Below are 18,363 nucleotides of genomic sequence, written 5' to 3'. Positions count from 1 at the left end.
TTTATCCGAGGCTATTACCATGTACAAATTCATGTTCTTTGCATTGGTTGCATGTGCTGTGTATCCCGATTGGCCAATTGAAGCAGTTGCTGCTGGTCAAGACATCATCGAGGGATTTCAATCCCGTACCATTGTGGTTGGTCTGCGTTCGTAAATCTTTAAATTGAGGTCGATTTGGGCCTCTGTTGAAAGCCTGGCAACAGGCACTTGTTTCGTATGATGTGAAGGTAAATCGACCCCTATGGTATGGAACCTTCATGTCACAAACTGCCCAAAACGAACTCAAAGGCCGCAATGCCAGAATGGCCGCTCCCACTACAGCTGTGGAGCGTCTTCTGGATCCAAAAATTCCAATCGTGACCAAAACCGATTTGAAAGGTCGCATTACCTACGCAAACCCTGCCTTTGTAGAAATTTCCGGCTTTAGACTTGACGAGCTTTTGGGCCAGCCGCACAACGTTGTTCGCCATCCCGACATGCCCCGCGACGCCTTCAAAGACCTGTGGGACACCGGGCGCCGCGATGAGCCCTGGAAAGGCCTGGTTAAAAACCGTTGCAAAGACGGCGGCTACTATTGGGTCGATGCGTACGTTACGCCACTGACTCAAAATGGCGAAAAAATTGGTTACATGTCGGTTCGCTCCAAGCCCAGCGACTCACAAAAATCAGAGGCTGAGGCCTTGTACAAGGCAATAAACGCTGGCAGCGCTACATTCCCATTCACAAAACCTGCAAAGGGACGCCCTTTTATTGTGGACCTGGCTGTGGTTGCATTCTTGCCAGTCATCATCGCCCTACTCTCGTTGATCGGCATTCCTGCTGTGGTCTACGGCAGCACAGCCTTATCGTTTGTAGCGGCCGCCCTGGGTTTGCTCTGGCTTAAAGGTCGGGTTGAACACACAAACAAAGCCATGCTGGATGCGATGCGCAACCTGGCAGAGGGCAATTTCAAGCATGAAATTCCAGAAACGGGTACACGGGAATTCAACAAGGTACATACCGCTTTCAAAAGCATGCAGGTGAATTTGCGTGCGATTATTGCCGACGTGATTTCAAGCTCATCAGAAGTAAAAAACAACGCCGAGGCATTAAGCCAGTTGGCCATTAACTTGATGACCCGCTCGCAGCAACAGTCTGACGGCATCAATGGTGTTGCTGCCGCACTTGAGGAATTGTCTGTGTCAGTTTCAGAGATTTCTGAGGCCACTGGAAAAAGTTCAGCGCACGCCAAAAACGCCATGGATGTTGTGGATACCGGCGCACAAAGCATGGACAAGTCCACGCAAGCGACCCAAAAAGTTGCTCAGGTGGTTCAGGACGCCAAGCAAAATATTGAAGAGTTGAACCGCGCTGTGGTGAAAATCAGCAATGTCACGCGAACCATTACCGAAATTGCCGAGAAGACCAACTTGTTGGCCTTGAATGCAGCCATTGAAGCTGCACGTGCTGGAGAGTCTGGCCGAGGATTTGCGGTTGTTGCAGACGAAGTGCGCAAACTGGCTGAAATGACACGCCAGTCCACCACCGAGATTTCGGCAACGGTACAAGAGGTTCAAAGCGGCACGAACAAGGGCCTTGAAACCATGAGCCGTGCCGTGGATGAAGTCAATATTGGAACAACCCTGATTCTGGAAGCAAGCGAAAGCCTTCAAGCCATTAAGGTGGCCAGTCGCGGTGTTGCCCAATCTGCCAAAGACATTTCTGCGATGCTGGAACAGCAATCACAGGCCTCCCTTGAGGTGGCCAACAGCATGGAACGGATGAGTTCCTTGACAGAAAGCAACGTAGCCGCGATCAATGATCTGGACAATTCAGCCAAGCAACTGGCATCGACATCAGGCGAATTGCGCACGCTTGTGAAACATTTTGAGGCCAGTTTGTAATTACTTTCACCCGTCAATCAGGCGAATGTTTTAATTCGCCTTGTTAGGCTTTAAGGGCGCTGTTCTCAGCGCCCTTTCTTTTTTCATGATCTCGAAAGCCAATTCCTTGCGATCGGCTTTCATGGCATAGCCTGCCGCGTTGTAGCCAGCCTGGTTTTTTAATGCCGGGTTCGCGCCCAGTCTTAATAAGGTGCGGGCAGCCATCTCCCTGCCCTCACGCGCTGCCATCATCAAGGGCGTGGTGTCATTCGGCGAAAGCAGGTCAACAGAAACGCCTGATTTCACCAACAACTCTATCGATGCGGTCGAGCCTGAAGCGGCTGCATTGTGCAAAGCAGTCCACTGGCCATGCTCACCTGCTGTGGCCCCCTTGGCCAGCAAAGCAGCAACCCACTCGGTTTTATTCAGCGTACAGGCCACCATCAAGGGCGTTTCGCCACGGCGATCGGGTTGATTGGGATTTAATCTGCCAGAAGACAACAGCACCTGCACCGCATTGGGGGAATCTTGCATCATGCCGTAGGTAATGGCCGGAAACCCCTGTTCATTCACTGTGTTTGGGTCCATGCCTTTGAGCAACAAAGACTTCAAGCGGGATTCATCATCAAACTGAATGGCCAGAAAAAAGTCTTCAAAGGCACCGGCCAGCGAAACACCAGGCAACACCAGTAACAGCAAGCTGCTGACAAAGACACGCCGCCTCAAACCGAGGCCGTTCCACTTTGCGCAAAACCAAACAAACGGTCGAAATTGGCCGATGTTTGCATGCCGATCTCCTCCACTGCAACGCCCTTCTCTTGCGCAATAACCTTGGCCACGTGGGGCACAAAGCTGGGTTCATTCGTTTTGCCACGGTGAGGAACCGGCGCCAGGTAAGGCGAATCGGTTTCGATCAGGATTCGATCCATGGGCGCAAACCTGGCCACCTCGCGAAGGTCAGCCGCATTCTTGAAGCTGACAATGCCCGAGAACGACAGATACATGCCCAGATCAAGCGCCTTGCGCGCGAAATCAAGTGACTCGGTGAAACAGTGAATAATGCCGCCACAACCCTGAACATTTTCTTCAGCAAGAATTTTCAACGTGTCGTCACCCGCAGCACGGGTGTGAACAATCACGGGTTTTTTACACACATTGGCTGCACGCAGGTGCACCCGGAAGCGCTCACGCTGCCATTCAAGGTCACCCTTCAAGCGAAAGTAATCCAGACCAGTTTCGCCGATACCGATTACTTTGGGATGGTCGGCCAGCTCCAGCAGTTTTTCAACAGTGGGCTCTGTAATGTCTTCGTAGTCGGGGTGAACGCCCGCAGTGGCCCACAATTGCGCGTGGTTTTCAGCAAGTGCAAGTACGTTGGGAAAATCCTCAAGCTGAACGGAAATACACAAAGCGCGGCTAACCTGAGCTTCGTGCATTCGACTCAAGATATCTGGGAGCTGCTCAACCAGACCGGGAAAATCAAGATGACAATGTGAATCAGTAAACACTACAAGGTTGCTGTTTTTTTCATGGAATTTTGCATTTTACCAATCATTTGCTCAATTGCCACCCGCACACCTTCCCCGCTGTCGTCTTTCGGAAATTGCACACCTATACCTTGGGCCTTGTCACCACGCGCATTGGCCCCGCAAATCCACACCACCTTGCCATTGATCGGAAATTTTTTAGCCTCTTCTCCGACGGTCAGCAATACAAACACGGGATCTCCCAGGTTGTATTCCTTGTCACTTTCAACAAACACCCCACCACCCTTGATAAAAGGCATGTAAAGGCTGGCCGCCGTATTCTTGTCGCCCAACGTCAGGGACAACATCCAGGGGCGACTGGCTTCTTTGTTGTTGCGTGGGTTGTTCATCAAATTACTGGTCATGGCGTGCGCTGTCCGAAAATGGAGTTCTTCGATGAATTACTTCGTTAAATTTTGCCACTGCTGCCCCACATACTCTAGCGCCAAACGGGGGTTAATTGGGTGATTGGCCAATCGAAATTCTTTTTGCAGGCTTTGATACAGTTGACTGAATCGATCCATACCGATCGACTTTACCCACATCAATTTGGGTGCCAGCCAGGGAAAATTGCTCCCTTTCAGGCCGTGGGCCTGCGCCACGCAGTCGCTGCACAAGCGCATGGCCAATTCAAGCACCACGGGCAGTCCCACTTTCTCGAGCCCTGCCGGTGCGTTGGCATGTTGATCCGGGTTGGAAAGCCATTCCAGAAACTTTTTGCGTAAATCAATTTGATCAGCTGCAGTTTGAGCCAGGCTCAAGGCCTCAAACGGATCATTCATGGCCACACCCAAGGCCACATCGGGCTGGTTCACGCCCTGCACTTCCAGCCAGGCCAGGCATTCTGAAATTGTCGGCATCGGCATGGTCAATTCCTGGCAGCGAGACCGAATTGTGGGCAATAGTTTGTCGACCCGGCTACCCACCAATACAAACCGCAGCCCATTGGCTGGCTCTTCAAGCGTTTTCAGCAATGCATTGGCTGTGTTGGTGTTCATATTGTCAAAGGGATACACCACCACATAGCGCGAGGCGCCACGGCTAGAAGCCGTATTGAAGTAGTTTTGGAGATCCCTGACATCATCGATGCGAATATCCTGGCTGGGTTTCACACCACTTTTTACTTCTGGATTAAAACCAAGCTCCAGGGACACGGCCTGCGGCATCAGGTATCTCAAATCCGGGTGATTGCCCGCCATGCGCATGTGGCAACCTGGGCATTGCATACACGGCTTGCTGGTAGCGGAAGTGGACTCGCACAGCACAGCGGCCAGGTAGTCGTTTACCAACTCGTAAAGCCCTTTTGGCTGGTGCCCGTGAACCAGAATTGGCGCTGTGGTCGCCTGCATTAAATGCGCCAACTGTTCTTGAGCGCGCCGCAGCCAGTTTGCTGTGCTCATGCCAGGCCCAGGTTCAAATGTGTTCGCATGAATTTATCCAGTTCAGCCAATACGGTTTCACCGACTTCGGACTCTGGTGGCTGCGCATCAATCAAGCGGATCCGGCGTGGATTAAGCTGAGCGCGTTTGATGAAACCTGCCCGCACCGCCTCAAAATAGCTGCTTGGCATTTCTTCAAATTTGTCACTGGCCCCTGCCCTGCCTTGTATGCGGCTTTGAGAAACCGCAATAGGCAAATCAAACAGAAAAGTCAATGTGGGCTCAAACCCCTTCAATGCCCATTTGCTCAACTGTTGGCAATCTTCCCAACTGGCACCGCCCGCACCCGCCTGGTAAGCAAAGCTGCTGTCCTCAAACCGGTCGGTAATTACCCAAACACCACGATCAAGTGCAGGCTGAATTGTTTCAACCATGTGCTGCCTGCGCGCCGCGTACATCAACAACAATTCGGTGTTCACATCCATGTCATGGTGCAACACCAGTCCACGAATGGCCTCGCCCACGGGTGTTCCGCCTGGCTCACGGGTTTGCAGGCATTCAAAGCCCAATTCCTCCAGGCGCGCCTTGACCCGGGCAATGTGCGAGGACTTTCCCGCGCCATCCACGCCCTCGAAGCTGATCAGGTAACCCTGTTTGTGCTTTTTCATGAAGCAGTCACCGCCCAAGTTGGTATTTGCGCACAGCGTTGTTGTGCTCATTCAGATTCTTGCTGAAATAACTGCCGCCGTCACCCTTGGCTACAAAATAAAAGTAAGGCGTTTTGTCAGGGTTCACCGCCGCATACAGTGCAGCTTTTCCTGGGTTCGCAATTGGAGTTGGTGGCAAACCTGCCCGGGTGTAGCTGTTGTAAGGTGTATCGGTTTGTAGGTGCCTGCGGGTCAGGTTGCCATCAAAGGACTCACCGACACCGTAAATGACCGTTGGATCCGTTTGCAGCATCATGCCCACACGCAACCGGTTCACGAACACACTGGCCACTTTGCCTCGGTCACTGGCCAAACCGGTTTCTTTTTCAACGATCGAGGCCATTTTCAGGGCGTCATACGGCGTTTTCAACGGGGTTTTCGGATCACGTTGTACCCATGCCCTTTCAAGCTCAACCTGTTGCAAACGAACGGCCCGGCTCAACAACTCAGACAACTTCGAGCCCGGCGAATATTTGTAGGTGTCCGGGTAAATCCAGCCCTCAAGGCTTGAACCCTCCAGTCCCATTTTTTCTGCAATGGCGTGGTGGTCCATTCCAGGCAAATCATCAATCAAATCCGTTTGATTGCGCAGTTTGGCCAGCAAGGCCCGGGCCGTTTGCCCTTCGACCAAGGAAACGCTGCTCAAAACCCCCTGCCCTTTGCTCAGGTAATCAAGCAATCCCAGCGTGCTGATGCCATCTGGCAGGTCATATCGGCCCGCTTTTAACTGACCTGCGCTACCAGTTAGGCGCGCCGCCAGCACAAACAAATCGGGATTGACCGCCAAACCTTGCTGAATCAACTCATTGGCAATGGCGCGCGCACCAAGGCCGCTGCTGACGTGTGCATCCACACGGGGCTGACTACGCTCTATGGCCATATTCAGCACAAAGTAAATTCCCACCACAATCGCCGACACCAAAAGAGCAGCCGCCATGGCAATCCGCTTTAACGATTGCCATATCGACACTGCTTTTTTTGATGTCTTCTTCGTTTTTTTGCCTTTGCGCACGACTTTGCTTCACCTTGGGTTATTGGAAGGCGAGACCTTACCAGAAGCCACTACAATGTGGAGATTGCCGTTCATGATAGCGGGAAAGTTTTTCCATGACTTCCCCGCATGGTTTGTTTTGTTTGTTACTGAGGATTTGAGCATGTCTGCACAGTTTTTATCGCGTTGGAGCGTCATTGGCGTGGAAGGAGACGACGCAGTGACTTTTCTTCAATCACAACTCAGCAACGACATTGCTGGCATGGCCGAAAGCCAATTGCGCATGGCGGGCCTGTGCACTGCAAAAGGTCGCTTGCTGGGCAGTTTTTTTATGCTGCGCCAAGGTAAACAGGTATTTTTGGTTTGCCGCAAAGAAACAGTGGCCGCATTGGTAAAACGCCTGAGCATGTTCGTGCTGAGAAGCAAATGCAAGGTTCGCGATTGCGCCGCAGAATATCAAGTCACATTCAAGGCCGACACAACCCCCGCCCTGCCCATGCGGGTTCAATGGGATGAACACGGCCACGCCACCGCCAGCCTGCGCGCTATTGGGGCTGTCACACCTGGTTTTCAACTTGTTGCCACCAGTGAGCAAGCTGACCAAGCCCATGCCGACGATGAGTTTGAATATGCCCTTCAACAACTGGGGATCGCTTATGTGTCGCAGCCCACGGTTGAAATGTTCGTTCCGCAAGGCATCAACTTTGATTTGGTAGGCGGTGTGAGTTTCAGCAAGGGATGCTACCCAGGCCAGGAAATCGTGGCTCGCAGTCATTATTTGGGCAAGGTGAAGCGACGTGTGTTTCAAGCCAGTGCTGGCGCGTTGCCCACAGTAACGGCGGGACAGGACGTTTGGCTGGAAGGAAAAGAAAATGAACCCGCCGGCACGGTGGCCACTGCCGTACAGTTCAATGGACAGCAGCATTTGCTGATTGAACTGCCTGTGGACGACGCTGAACGGGCGGATGCTGCCTTTGCAATAAAAACCGACACGGGTGTGGTGGCACTGAAAGTTCAGGCACCCCCCTACGATGTGCATCAAAAAGGCAATGTGTTTGAATGAGCAGCCAGCTATTCATTTACTACCGTATTCCAAAAACTGAAATCAGTGCGGCAATACAGTGTGCCCAACGCTTAATGCACGCCTTACACGAGCAGGGGTTAGGGCATGGGCAATTGTTTCAACGCGAAGAAGCCGACAAACCCTACTTTACCTTGATGGAAGTGATTTACCCGAACCCAGGCCATTCTGATTCCTTGGGCACTTTCACCACGCAAGTTGAACTGCTGGCTGCCAATTGCTTTGCTGACCTGCCCAGTAATCCCGGCCGTCACATCGAGCTATTCAGCGAGGTAAACGGATAGTGTGCCTGGCCGTGCTTGCAATTGATGCGCACCCAGACTACCCCTTCATCTGTCTGGCCAATCGGGACGAGTTTCACAACCGCCCTACCGCGCCCTTACAGGCCTGGCCCACAGCCTATGGCTGCCTGTGGTCAGGGAAAGACTTGCAGTCTGGCGGCACCTGGCTGGGTGTAGGCAGCAACAGCGAATTTGCGCTGCTGACCAACGTCAGAAACAGCACTCTCAACATGCCCGGCACAGCGCCTTCACGCGGGCAGTTGGTGCTTGATTCAATTGATTCTGGCGCAGCCCCCAGCAGGGAAACTTCGCTGGCATTTGCAGGGTTCAATCTGATTCACGGCAATCTTGCAACGCGGAAGTTTCAGTGCACCACCAACCAAGGCCTGAAGCTCGACAACGGCCTTGAATTCACCACCGCCCTTGAAGACGGGTACCACAGTATTTCAAACGGACATTTGAATGCGCCTTGGCCAAAATCACGCGCATTGAAATTCGGCGTGCGAAAGTTGATTCAAGACAAGCACAGCGGTTCTCTATCGATCTCAACTTTTGAGGACTCTCTCTTGGGCTTGCTGGGCTGCACTGCACTTGCTGAAGACACTGAACTGCCATCCACGGGCGTGCCTTATGAATGGGAAAAAATGCTGTCTGCCGTGAAAATTGTGTCGCCCTTGTACGGCACACGATCAAGTGCGGTGATCTTGCTCGACAACACCAACACGGTTCACTTCACTGAAGTGACCTTTAACCCGACCGGAAATGAAATTGGGCGGCAAAGGTTTGAAATACCCCTGCCGCCCAAGTCTTGAAACAAAGTTGTTTTAAACCTCGTAGTCCATGCACTGGCGTGCACTGCGCACTTCACCAATAAAGCTCTTGATGGCCTCATGTTGAGGATGCACAGCATAGGCATCCAATGCAGCCTTGTTCTCGAAAGTTGAGTACAACACCACGTCATAGGTGCATTCCAGGCCCTTGCCGCCCAAAGCCACTTCAAAGTCCAGAATACCCGGCACGATGTTGGCGCAAGCCATCAGCTTTTCCTTCACCAGTGCCATGTTTTGGGCCTTGGTGTTGCCAAGGGCTTCTTCTTTCAACTGCCAAAATACGATGTGCTTGATCATTAAACTTCTCTGGGTTTGGTTGAGTAATCTCAGTTGGGTAACTTGTAGTCTTTGAACTGCTCGCGCAATTTCAATTTCTGTATTTTACCAGTCGCGGTGTGCGGCAACTCATCCACAAAAGCCACATCGTTGGGCAAACAGTATTTTGCAACCTTGCCCTCGTAAAAATCCAGCATCTCTTCACGGCTAACCTCAACACCAGGCTTGCGCACAACCACCAGCAAGGGGCGTTCATCCCACTTGGGGTGATAAACCGAAATTACTGCGGCCTCATGCACGGCAGGGTGAGCCATCGCAACGTTTTCCAGGTCGATCGAGCTGATCCATTCACCACCGGACTTGATCACGTCTTTGCTGCGGTCGGTAATCTGCATAAAACCTTCGCGATTGATCTTCGACACGTCGCCTGTGGCAAACCACTTCTTACCTTCTTTGTCCGTGGTGAAGGCTTTGGCCCCTTCGCCCCCGTAGTAGCTGTCGATCACCCAATGGCCACGCACCAGCAAATCGCCGAAGGCCTCGCCATCCCATGGCAATTCTTCGCCATCGTCGCTGACAATTTTCATGTCCACACCAAAAATTGCGGTGCCCTGCTTTTGCATGATGCTCTGCTTTTCTTCCAGCGACAAATCCAGGTGCCGTGCCTTCAAACGACACACTGTACCCAATGGCGAGAGCTCGGTCATGCCCCAAGCGTGAATCACTTCAACACCCATGCTGTTCAGTGTTTTGATCATGGCCGCTGGCGCAGCAGAACCACCAATTACAGTTCGGTTGAAATGATTAAACTTCAACCCGTTTTGTTGAACATGATTCAACAAACCCAACCAAACAGTGGGCACACCCGCCGAGAAATTCACCTTCTCGCCTTCCAGCAATTCGTAAATAGACGCACCATCCAGCGCACCACCGGGCATCACCATTTTTGCGCCGCACATCAGCGCAATATATGGAATGCCCCAAGCGTTAACGTGGAACATGGGCACCACAGGCAGAATGGTGTCGCGACTGCTCAAGCCCAGGGCATCAGGCGTACAAGCAGCCATGGCGTGCAATACAGTTGAACGGTGCGAGTACAAGGCACCCTTTGGATTGCCAGTGGTGCCCGATGTGTAACACAGACCCGAGGCTGCATTCTCATCGAGCAGTGGCCACGCGAATTGCTCAGACGCCTCTTTAATCAGTGCCTCGTAGTTCAGGCAACCCGCCACTGAAGGCTCAGCAGGCATGGCGGCTTCATCGCACATCTGAACCCAGCGCTTCACCGTGGGGCAAGCAGGCGCAATGGCTTTCACCAATGGGGCAAATGTACTGTCAAAAAACACCATGGTGTCTTTCGCGTGGTTAATGATGTACACCAATTGCTCAGGAAACAGGCGGGGGTTCAGGGTGTGTACCACCGCACCCATGCCAGACACTGCATAGTAAATTTCAACGTGGCGATAACCGTTCCAGGCCAGCGTCGCAACGTTTTCACCCTGCTGAACACCCAAACTGGTCAAGGTATTGGCCAGCTTTTTGGTTCGCTTGGCCACTTCCCCGTAAGTAGTTCGATGAATGTCGCCTTCCGTACGGCGTGACACAACTTCAACATGCGGGTGGTGCCGCTCTGCGTGTTCCATCACCGATGAAATCAACAGGGGCATATTCATCATCAAACCTTGCATTTGCGCTCTCTCCTCCAGGTATTACGTTTGTTCTGCGACCATCCCCGACTACAATGGTAGGGTTGTTTAACGAAACTATACTTCAGGACCGACCTTTGTTTCATAATCACGATTCTATTTTGGTTCAAGAATACGCAAGTTTGGGCGCACCCTACCTGGCTGAGGTGCCAGCGACCCCGCTGCGCACAGAAGCAAGCCTGTTGCACCTGAACACCACCTTGGCCCAGGAAATCGGTGTAGACGCCCAGCATTTGGCAAGTGCCGAGGGAATCAACACCCTGTCTGGCAACACGCCGTTTCCGGGTTATCAAAGCCGGGCCAGTGTGTATTGTGGTCACCAGTTCGGCCAGTTTGTACCGCAGCTGGGAGATGGCCGTGCCTTGCTGATCGCCGAAATTCGCAAGGGCAAGCAATATCGCCAGTTACAACTCAAGGGAGCGGGCCCAACGCCTTATTCTCGCCACGCCGATGGCCGTGCGGTATTGCGATCGTCCATCCGGGAATACCTGGCCTCGGAAGCCATGCAGGCTTTGGGTATTCCAACAACGCGTGCCCTCAGCCTGACTGCCAGCGCCGACCCCGTGTTTCGCGAAACCACCGAGACCGCCGCTGTGGTGTGCCGCGTAAGTGAAAGTTTCATGCGCTTTGGGCATGTGGAATTTTTCTGTTACACCAATCAGCTCGATGCATTGCGTAATCTGTTGACCTGGCACATTGAGCAACACCACCCTGAAATCGATCTTGGCGATTCCGAGACGAGTTTTCACACTGGCCTGTTGCAATGGTTGGCCACGGTGATTGAACGAACCGCGAGCACTGTAGCGCGCTGGCAAGCCGTGGGTTTTTGCCATGGCGTGATGAACACCGACAACATGAGCTTGCTGGGCTTGACCATCGATTACGGCCCCTACGGTTTCATCGACGGTTTTGATATTGACCACATCTGCAACCATTCCGACCACCAGGGCCGCTACAGCTACCGCAATCAACCCCGTATTGCCCATTGGAACCTGTATGCCTTGGCGCAGGCCTTAAGCCCGTTGATACCCGACAGCAAGGAAACCCTGCAAAATCTGCTGGATGGTTTTGCTGATGCATTTCACGCTGAACACAGCGCCTTGTTTGCGGCCAAGTTAGGCCTGCCAGCCACGAAAGGCGATCCAATCGACATACTCATCGAGAACACCTTGAAATTCATGCATGAACACAAGCTTGATTTCACAAGGTTTTTTAGATCAATGTCGGCATTGGACCCTCACGCCGGCGCTGCCGATAATTTCGCCCTGTGGCAGAACAGTCCTTTTTTCCCCCTGGCTTTGGGTGATGAACAGCAAGTCAACAATGCCCACGCATGGCTTGCGCAGTGGCTAGAGATGGCCAACAGCACACAGGCAAGCACCGCAGATTGGCGCGCCACGCTTGACCAAACCAACCCTGCTTTCGTGTTAAGAAATCACTTGCTGCAACACGCCATAGAACAGGCACAGAAAGGTGAGTTTTCCGAGGTGAACCGATTATTCGCCGCGTTGTCTGACCCGTATGATTCAACACAATTGCCCAGTGAATACATTGCACAGCCCCCAGAGTGGGCTCAATCATTGGTGCTGAGTTGCTCGTCCTAGCGCGCGGCAACAATCACGGAGACTTGAATATGGTTGAAAAAGTAGTAAAAACCGATGCACAGTGGCGCGAAGAACTGACGCCCACCAGCTTCGAAGTGACCCGCAAAAAAGGCACTGAACGGGCCTTTACAGGCCAATATTGGGATCACCATGAGCCGGGAATTTACCGTTGTATCTGCTGCGGCACGCCTTTGTTTGCTTCAGACACCAAATTCGATTCAGGCTGTGGGTGGCCCAGTTACTTCGCGCCCCTTAATCCAGACAATGTCGAAGAACACGTAGACCGCAGCTATGGCATGACTCGCACCGAAGTGACCTGTAAAATATGCGATTCGCATTTGGGTCATGTATTCGAAGACGGTCCTGCGCCCACGGGTTTGCGCTATTGCATCAATTCCGTCAGCTTGGCATTCGAGCCCTTTGCATCCGATTCATCCGCATAAATAACTACAACAGCACCACTACAACATGAAACTGTTACTCGACTTCCTACCAATTGTTCTGTTCTTCGTCAGCTTTAAATGGGCTGGCAGCAATCCTGAACAAACCCAGTCTTTGCTGGAGCCCCTACTTGGCAGCATTTCCAATGCTGAAATACAAACGGCGCAACTTCCCATTTTGCTGGCCACAGTGGTCGCTATCCTTGCGACTGTTCTGCAAATCATTTATCAGAAATCCACCGGAAAAAAGGTGGAAAACATGCAATGGATAGGCCTGATCCTGATCGCGGTTTTCGGTGGGGCCACCCTTATTTTGCAAAATGAAACATTCATCAAGTGGAAACCCACCGTGCTTTACCTTGCCATGGCCGCTGGATTCCTGATTGCCTATGCATTCAAGCGCAACCCGATTGAACTCATGATGAAAGGTCAGGTGGAGCTGCCTGCGCATGTTTGGGTCAATTTGTTGTGGGCCTGGGTAGGCTTTTTCGTGGTGATGGCCGTTCTAAACATTGTGGTGGCCTACTCGTTCTCAACCGATGTATGGGTCGACTTCAAATTGTTCGGCTCTTTGGGGGCAACCCTGGTATTTGTATTTGGACAAGGGTTTTACATGTCCAAGCACATGAAGCAAAGCAGCGAGGCCAAGTAAGCCATGGTAACCAGTGAAGACATCAAGCAACGTCTTGAAACTGCACTCGATGCTGAAGTGGAAGTCATCGACGAGTCGCACCTGCATGCGGGCCATGAAGGCGCCAAGTCAGGTGGCAGGCATTACAGGGTCAAGCTGAAGTCTGCACGCTTCAATGGGCTAAGAACATTAGCGCGCCATCGTCTCGTGTATGATGCTTTGGCAGAATGGATGAAAAAAGAAATCCATGCTTTGGCCATAGATTCCACTGAGGAATCCACCACGGATTAACCAGAAGACGCGCCACCGGGATCCGAGCCAAGCCCATCGTTTTAACTTTTTGAGACACAAGGTTATTTAGTTATGTTGAAAACCACCCTGAAAGCAACTTGTCTGGCCGCCGTTCTGGTTCTGGGCAACCCCGTTTATGCCCAAAATGCCGCCGTGGTCAATGGCCAGTCCATCCCCAGCGCGTTGGTCGACTTCATCATGACCGAGCAAGAAAAGCGCGGTCAAGCCGCTTCACCCGAAATGCGCGCCACCATTCGTCAAGAACTGATCAATCAGGAAGTGATGAAGCAGGAAGCAGTTAAAAAAGGGTTGGGAAGCAGTCCCGAAGTGAAGTACCAGGTTCAAATGATGAACCAGGCCATTTTGGCCAATGCCCTGCGTGAAGACTTCTACAAAAACACCAAACTGACCGACAAAGAAGTTGAAACCGCGTATGCGGAAATCGCCAAAATGATGGGTGGCAGCGAATTCCGTGCAAGCCACATTCTGGTTGAGCAAGAAGCCGAAGCCAAAGCGATTATCGACCAGTTGGGCAAAGGTGGAAAGTTTGAAGAAATCGCCAAGACCAAGTCCAAAGACCCTGGTTCAGCCCCCAATGGCGGCGACCTGGATTGGGCCAACCCCAACAGCTTTGTGCCTGAGTTTTCTCAAGCCATGGTGGGTCTGAAGAAAGGTGAATACACCAAAACGCCAGTGAAAAGCCAATTTGGTTACCATGTCATTTTGTTGGCAGACACACGCCAGGCCACGCCGCCAAAACTGGATGAAATTCGCCCTCAACTTGAGCAGAAAATGATCAATGACAAGTGGGAAGAATATCAGGGCAAACTGTTGTCCAGCGCAAAAGTAAAGTAAGCGCTTGCCTGTGAAAAAGCCGCCAGCATGAAATGCTCGGCGGCTTTTTTTACGACATTTTTATTCAGGCATTGGTAATACGGTCAATCGCGGCCTGGTACATATAGCTTTGGCGCAAACTTTCCCAATTCAGTGACTGCCCGGAAAGAAGTCGACTTAGACGGCGGTTTCGCACTTCCATGTTTTCATGCACTTCGGGTACCGGGTTGTTGACCAACGCGTCAATGTCCTCGAAGTTATTGCAAACCAGCACTGCATCGCAACCTGCCCGCAAAGCCGCGCTGGCGCGGGCCCGAATGCCACCGATTCCATGCGCGCCCACCATGTCCAAATCATCACTAATCACAGCGCCATCGAAACTGAACTTAACCCGCAGCACTTCTTGAATCCAGAAGCTTGAAAAACAGGCGGGCATCGGATCCACATCGGAATACACCACATGGGCCGGCATAATACTGGCCATATTCAAGGTTGAATTCAACTGGTAAGGCAGTGCATCCACCTTCAAAATTTCATTCAATGGCCGCGTATCGTGAGGCAAAGCCAAATGGCTGTCCAAACTCACCCAACCGTGCCCGGGAAAATGTTTTCCGCAGGCCTGCATACCCGCCAGCGCCATGCCGTTCATCAAGGCCGAAGACAAACGCGAGACCATTCTTGCGTCTTTGCCGAAGGAACGGTTACCGATAATCTCGCTATTGCCCCAATCAAGATCCAGCACGGGTGCAAAACTCATGTCGATACCACAGGCACGCAACTCGGCCGCCATCACGAAGCCGGCTTCTCTGGCCAAAAGTACAGCATCGTCGAAATCTGTTTCGGCCCTTTGACCAATTTGCCGCATTGACGGAATGGCAGTAAAGCCATCTCTGAATCGCTGTACGCGCCCACCCTCGTGATCCACAAAAACTGGTTTATTCAAACCGCCATTCAACCTAATTGATTCCACTAAATCAATAATTTGCGCCTTACTTTCAAAGTTTCTTGTAAATAAAATAAGTCCGCCAACAGCCGGGTTCTGAATTCGAGCAATGTCTTCTCTGGACAAAGTTAAACCCGTTAAACCAATGATGAATGGACCTAACATATTGTATGAATTCCTTAATATAAATTATTGTTTTGAAAACAGAATTACCGTGGACATCACGTAATTTTTTTCATCACTGATTGAGATTTTTGCATGAGCCCTGCGAGACGTTAACCAATTTTGCAGGCGTTCGGAGTAAATCAAAAAAGGCGCCCCCGACTCGCCATTCAAAACCGACAAATCCTGAAATGAAAAATCTGCGCCAACACCCGTGCCCATGGCTTTGGAAAAAGCTTCCTTTGCACAATAACGGGTCGCCACAAACAGCGTGCCCCGAATTGCTGATTTGTCAGATCTGCGCTCGTACTCATCAATTTCAGCAACAGTAAGCACACGCTTGATAAAAACGTCCCTGCCCTTGCGCAATAAACCCTCAAGTCGATCGACCTCGAGAATGTCGCAGCCCAAACCTAAAATATCGTCGATCATGAAGGCATCTAAACCTGTTTATACCCTATCGAGGGCGAATCGCTTCTAACTTCGCAGCAACCATCAATTCTTTCATTTTCTTGATTGCACCTTCCCAACCCATGAATACCGCGTTGGCCACTATGCTGTGACCAATATTCAACTCCGAGATGGTTTCTATGGCAGCGACTGGCCCCACATTGTCATAATTCAAGCCATGTCCGGCATTGACCCTTAAACCTTCCGCCACACCAAAATTGGCAGATTTCCTGATTCTGGACAATTCAAGGTCAACCGCCGAACCCACGGCATGAGCATATCGACCAGTGTGCAATTCAATCGCATCGGCGCCGCATTTCAAGGCCGCTTCTATTTGATCCATATCCGGGTCAATGAACAGTGAAATTCGCATGCCCTGGTCTTTCAACCGGGCAACTGCTGGCGCGATCAAATGAAAGCCACCAATCACATCCAGCCCGCCTTCAGTAGTTACTTCTTCCCGGCGCTCTGGCACAAAACACACATCCTGAGGCTTCACTTCCTCGACCAGGCGAATCATTTCCTCGACCACAGCACACTCAAAGTTCATACGCGTACTGATCAAAGGTCGAATGCGGCGCACATCGTCATCTTGCATATGGCGGCGGTCCTCGCGCACATGCACCGTAATTGCGTCGGCTCCGTATTCCTCCGCAAGCAAGGCAGCCCTCAATGGATCGGGTTCATGTCCCCTGCGGGCTTGGCGAATCGTAGCAACGTGATCAATGTTTACACCAAGTTCAATCATGTTCTTAACAAATGCTCCATCCAGACTCTAGACATCAAACCGTTGGGCGCGATGTGCGTCCCCAACAGCTTCCGGGTAATCGGTTTTAAGGCACTCGCAGCAGACTTTGACCAAAGACCGCTTTGAATTTCAGCAATCCATGAGCCTTGGACAAGCTGCTCAACGCTGCTGTTCACCGAATTGTTTACAGCTCCCCCGTCCGAGGGAGCCCAACCTTCCTGATCCAGCCACACATAGTGACGATCAGGATCAATCCCATTGCCAAACCTGTCGTGCTGCCAATCAAGGCCATAGCCAAGTGATTGGAGCAGGCCCACCTCGAACTGGCGAATACACACATTCATGTCGTCGCCGCCGGCAAGACCAACAAGCGTATTTTGGTAAAGATCAAACAGATCAGGGTGTGTGTCTTCCCGACTCAGTCCGCGCATCAACAACTCATTGAGGTAATAAGCTGCAAACAAGGCTTTGCCATCAGGCGACATCAAACCGCCCAGCCATTCTGCCTGCGTCAAGGTTTTTACGTCAGACTTCCCGGCAAAACGCACTGAAAGTGGCTGAAAACTGACCAACACAGCACGCAAGCCCGAGTGCGGTCTTTTCGCCCCCTTGGCAACAACGGGCAAACGCCCATGCTCTTTGCAAAACAGCTCTACAATCAAGCTGGTCTCTTTGTACGGCACGCTGTGCAGTACATAAGCAAAATCAGTGCTGGATCGCGTGTTATTCATACCCCAGGCTTTGAAGCAGGGTTGCATTGTCGGCCCAACCGCTGCGTACTTTGACCCAGGTTTCAAGGTGTACGCTGCCACCAAACAGGCGCTCCATGTCCTGGCGCGCCTCCGAGCCGATTCGTTTGAGTTTTTCCCCACCCTTGCCAATAATCATGGCTTTGTGAGAAGAGCGATCCACCAGAATGGATGCATAAATAACCCGACGACCTTCCTCAATCTCGAATTTGTCGATCACCACCGTGCAGGTGTAAGGCAACTCGTCGCCCACCAAACGGAACAGCTTTTCCCGAATGCGCTCAGCCGCGAGAAACTTCTCGGGGCGATCCGTCAAGGTGTCCTCGTCATAAAAGAAGGGCTGCTCTGGCAACAGAGCAGAAACAGCTTCCTTCAATGCATCCAGATTTTTAATGGTTTGCGCGCTCAGGGGCACAATCGCATCAAAATTTCGTTGCCCACTCACCTTCTGAAGAAAAGGCAACATTTCCGCTTTCTTTTCCAGCAAGTCGACCTTGTTCACCACGGCCACAAGTGGCACACCTTTGGGGCACAACTCCAGCACTTTCATGTCTGCCGGGGTCAACTTGCCCTGCTCGATTACCCACAAGATGACATTGACATCGGCCAAGGCAGTGAGCACGGCACGGTTCATGGTCTTGTTCAGAGCATTTGAATGTTTGGTTTGAAAGCCCGGCGTGTCTACGAAAATGAACTGGGTCGGCACGTCCTTGATGGTCTCAGTCATAACCCCAAGCACCCGATGACGAGTGGTTTGTGGCTTGCTGGACGTAATCGACAAATGTTCGCCAATCATTCCGTTCATAAGGGTGGACTTGCCCACGTTTGGGCGCCCCACCACGGCAATCACGCCGCATTTTGATTCGGCCATG

Annotated in this window: 23 protein-coding genes; 10 read left to right on the top strand and 13 right to left on the bottom strand. The window is 51.8% G+C overall.

The window, feature by feature from the left end:
- Positions 1-19 precede the first annotated feature (19 nt).
- Together ACVL1J_RS09685 and ACVL1J_RS09680 are read left to right on the top strand one after the other, a co-directional pair.
- Complete coding sequence (locus tag ACVL1J_RS09685) at positions 20-154, top strand: hypothetical protein (protein ID WP_256366116.1); 135 nt, start codon at positions 20-22, stop codon at positions 152-154.
- Between the two features lie 103 nt (positions 155-257).
- Entirely contained in the window at positions 258-1,883 is a 1,626-nt protein-coding gene (locus ACVL1J_RS09680) for a methyl-accepting chemotaxis protein (RefSeq protein WP_341237538.1), read from the top strand.
- Between the two features lie 30 nt (positions 1,884-1,913).
- Here the strand turns inward: ACVL1J_RS09680 and ACVL1J_RS09675 are convergent, their stop codons facing one another.
- From ACVL1J_RS09675 to mltG, 6 genes are read right to left on the bottom strand one after another with little or no spacing between them, the layout of a single operon-like run.
- Entirely contained in the window at positions 1,914-2,588 is a 675-nt protein-coding gene (locus tag ACVL1J_RS09675; RefSeq protein ID WP_491665318.1) for an ankyrin repeat domain-containing protein, read from the bottom strand.
- Positions 2,585-3,370: a TatD family hydrolase gene (locus tag ACVL1J_RS09670; RefSeq protein WP_159570345.1), complete on the bottom strand. Its 786-nt coding sequence runs from the start codon at positions 3,368-3,370 to the stop codon at positions 2,585-2,587. Before ACVL1J_RS09670 ends, ACVL1J_RS09675 begins: the two co-directional genes overlap by 4 nt.
- The gene (locus ACVL1J_RS09665; protein WP_201301471.1) at positions 3,370-3,753 is read right to left on the bottom strand and encodes a PilZ domain-containing protein; all 384 of its coding nucleotides are present in this window, start codon (positions 3,751-3,753) and stop codon (positions 3,370-3,372) included. The genes ACVL1J_RS09670 and ACVL1J_RS09665 overlap by 1 nt, the downstream gene beginning before the upstream one ends.
- A 36-nt stretch (positions 3,754-3,789) precedes the next feature.
- Entirely contained in the window at positions 3,790-4,788 is a 999-nt protein-coding gene (locus ACVL1J_RS09660) for a DNA polymerase III delta subunit-related protein (protein WP_159570348.1), read from the bottom strand.
- The gene (gene tmk, locus ACVL1J_RS09655) at positions 4,785-5,435 is read right to left on the bottom strand and encodes a dTMP kinase (RefSeq protein ID WP_341237535.1); all 651 of its coding nucleotides are present in this window, start codon (positions 5,433-5,435) and stop codon (positions 4,785-4,787) included. The genes ACVL1J_RS09660 and tmk overlap by 4 nt, the downstream gene beginning before the upstream one ends.
- A gap of 7 nt (positions 5,436-5,442) precedes the next feature.
- The gene (mltG, locus tag ACVL1J_RS09650; RefSeq protein ID WP_491665317.1) at positions 5,443-6,411 is read right to left on the bottom strand and encodes an endolytic transglycosylase MltG; all 969 of its coding nucleotides are present in this window, start codon (positions 6,409-6,411) and stop codon (positions 5,443-5,445) included.
- 217 nt (positions 6,412-6,628) lie between these two features.
- Here mltG and ygfZ point away from each other — a divergent pair, with 217 nt between their 5' ends.
- From ygfZ to ACVL1J_RS09635, 3 genes are read left to right on the top strand one after another with little or no spacing between them, the layout of a single operon-like run.
- A complete protein-coding gene (gene ygfZ, locus ACVL1J_RS09645; RefSeq protein WP_341237533.1) occupies positions 6,629-7,528 on the top strand; it encodes a CAF17-like 4Fe-4S cluster assembly/insertion protein YgfZ in 900 nt (299 codons plus the stop codon).
- On the top strand, positions 7,525-7,830 hold the full coding sequence (locus ACVL1J_RS09640) for a DUF4936 family protein (protein WP_341237532.1): 306 nt from the start codon (positions 7,525-7,527) through the stop codon (positions 7,828-7,830). The genes ygfZ and ACVL1J_RS09640 overlap by 4 nt, the downstream gene beginning before the upstream one ends.
- An 11-nt stretch (positions 7,831-7,841) precedes the next feature.
- Positions 7,842-8,639, top strand: coding sequence for an NRDE family protein (locus ACVL1J_RS09635; RefSeq protein ID WP_491665316.1), 798 nt, complete (start codon positions 7,842-7,844; stop codon positions 8,637-8,639).
- Positions 8,640-8,651: 12 nt separating this feature from the next.
- On the opposite strand, the gene ACVL1J_RS09630 is transcribed toward ACVL1J_RS09635, so the two are convergent.
- Positions 8,652-8,954 (bottom strand): Dabb family protein, encoded by a 303-nt coding sequence (locus ACVL1J_RS09630; RefSeq protein ID WP_159570366.1) that lies wholly within the window; start codon positions 8,952-8,954, stop codon positions 8,652-8,654.
- A 29-nt stretch (positions 8,955-8,983) separates the two neighbouring features.
- Positions 8,984-10,621, bottom strand: coding sequence for a 3-(methylthio)propionyl-CoA ligase (locus ACVL1J_RS09625; RefSeq protein WP_341237530.1), 1,638 nt, complete (start codon positions 10,619-10,621; stop codon positions 8,984-8,986).
- Positions 10,622-10,716: 95 nt separating this feature from the next.
- Between ACVL1J_RS09625 and ACVL1J_RS09620 the strand changes: the two genes are divergently transcribed.
- The 5 genes from ACVL1J_RS09620 to ACVL1J_RS09600 all read left to right on the top strand — a co-directional run bounded on the left by ACVL1J_RS09620 (position 10,717) and on the right by ACVL1J_RS09600 (position 14,460).
- Positions 10,717-12,243 carry a protein adenylyltransferase SelO gene (locus ACVL1J_RS09620; RefSeq protein WP_341237529.1) on the top strand — a complete coding sequence of 509 codons (1,527 nt, stop codon included), beginning with the start codon at positions 10,717-10,719 and terminating at the stop codon, positions 12,241-12,243.
- Between the two features lie 29 nt (positions 12,244-12,272).
- Positions 12,273-12,686 (top strand): peptide-methionine (R)-S-oxide reductase MsrB, encoded by a 414-nt coding sequence (gene msrB / locus ACVL1J_RS09615; RefSeq protein WP_159570375.1) that lies wholly within the window; start codon positions 12,273-12,275, stop codon positions 12,684-12,686.
- 25 nt (positions 12,687-12,711) lie between these two features.
- Positions 12,712-13,335: a septation protein A gene (locus ACVL1J_RS09610; protein WP_341237528.1), complete on the top strand. Its 624-nt coding sequence runs from the start codon at positions 12,712-12,714 to the stop codon at positions 13,333-13,335.
- Between the two features lie 3 nt (positions 13,336-13,338).
- Entirely contained in the window at positions 13,339-13,605 is a 267-nt protein-coding gene (locus tag ACVL1J_RS09605) for a BolA family protein (protein ID WP_159570381.1), read from the top strand.
- Positions 13,606-13,677: 72 nt separating this feature from the next.
- Positions 13,678-14,460, top strand: a complete 783-nt coding sequence (locus tag ACVL1J_RS09600) for a peptidylprolyl isomerase (protein WP_341237527.1) — start codon at positions 13,678-13,680, stop codon at positions 14,458-14,460.
- 64 nt (positions 14,461-14,524) lie between these two features.
- Here ACVL1J_RS09600 and nagZ read toward each other — a convergent pair whose 3' ends face one another.
- Genes nagZ through era form a run of 5 tightly spaced genes read right to left on the bottom strand, consistent with a single transcriptional unit; the run spans position 14,525 to position 18,362 of the window.
- Complete coding sequence (gene nagZ / locus ACVL1J_RS09595; RefSeq protein ID WP_491665315.1) at positions 14,525-15,547, bottom strand: beta-N-acetylhexosaminidase; 1,023 nt, start codon at positions 15,545-15,547, stop codon at positions 14,525-14,527.
- 24 nt (positions 15,548-15,571) lie between these two features.
- Positions 15,572-15,976, bottom strand: a complete 405-nt coding sequence (acpS, locus tag ACVL1J_RS09590; protein ID WP_341237525.1) for a holo-ACP synthase — start codon at positions 15,974-15,976, stop codon at positions 15,572-15,574.
- 25 nt (positions 15,977-16,001) lie between these two features.
- Positions 16,002-16,742, bottom strand: a complete 741-nt coding sequence (locus ACVL1J_RS09585; protein ID WP_159570393.1) for a pyridoxine 5'-phosphate synthase — start codon at positions 16,740-16,742, stop codon at positions 16,002-16,004.
- Entirely contained in the window at positions 16,739-17,473 is a 735-nt protein-coding gene (gene recO / locus ACVL1J_RS09580; RefSeq protein ID WP_474562482.1) for a DNA repair protein RecO, read from the bottom strand. The genes ACVL1J_RS09585 and recO overlap by 4 nt, the downstream gene beginning before the upstream one ends.
- Positions 17,466-18,362, bottom strand: coding sequence for a GTPase Era (gene era / locus ACVL1J_RS09575; RefSeq protein WP_159570399.1), 897 nt, complete (start codon positions 18,360-18,362; stop codon positions 17,466-17,468). Before era ends, recO begins: the two co-directional genes overlap by 8 nt.
- Position 18,363 lies beyond the last annotated feature (1 nt).

This window comes from Limnobacter sp. G6BE5S (assembly GCF_058448965.1).
This window is presented reverse-complemented; position numbering and strand designations above follow the sequence as displayed.